1 protein-coding gene is annotated in these 537 nt (G+C 37.1%); it reads left to right on the top strand.

The features are described from left to right. Positions 1 to 537 (top strand): phage late control D family protein (locus tag OH806_RS16550; protein ID WP_264744786.1); only part of this gene is annotated, 537 nt, incomplete at both ends.

The following is a 537-nucleotide window of genomic DNA, read 5'->3' as shown; positions in this document are numbered from 1 at the left end:
GCTTTACGATAATAGTTCCGGATGATGCATTGGATAGTTTTGAAGGATATGTGATGGAAAATTCTAAGACGGTTTTGGGTAAAAATCTTACCATCAATCTACACCGTTTTGGGAGTGTAAAGCAACTGTTTACCGGAGTAATCGCCAATATCCGCAACAAAAAGGAAAACGGATACGGAAAACTTTTCATCACAGGTTATGCCCCAAGTATTTTGCTTGAAAACGGAAAAGACTGCCAAAGTTTTGAGAATAAAACCTTAGAACAAATCATAAAAGAATCCGTTTCGGAATATCCTGAAGAAGCCAAAGTTTTGGTAGAAAATCCTAATACCAAATATACCCTTCCGTACACGGTTCAGTACAAAGAATCGGATTACCAGTTTATCAAAAGACTGGCAAAGAGATACGGAGAGTACTTCTATTATAACGGACAGCAATTGGTTTTCGGAAACAAAGTACAGCCGATTGTAACCTTGGAAGAAAATATAGATTTGATAGAGGTTGAGTTTGAAATGAACATCAAACCTCAGGAGTTTA

This window comes from Chryseobacterium oryctis (genome assembly GCF_025971925.1).
GTDB lineage: Bacteria > Bacteroidota > Bacteroidia > Flavobacteriales > Weeksellaceae > Chryseobacterium > Chryseobacterium oryctis.
Note: the sequence above shows the minus strand (reverse complement) of the source record. Positions and strands in the feature narration are given on the sequence as shown.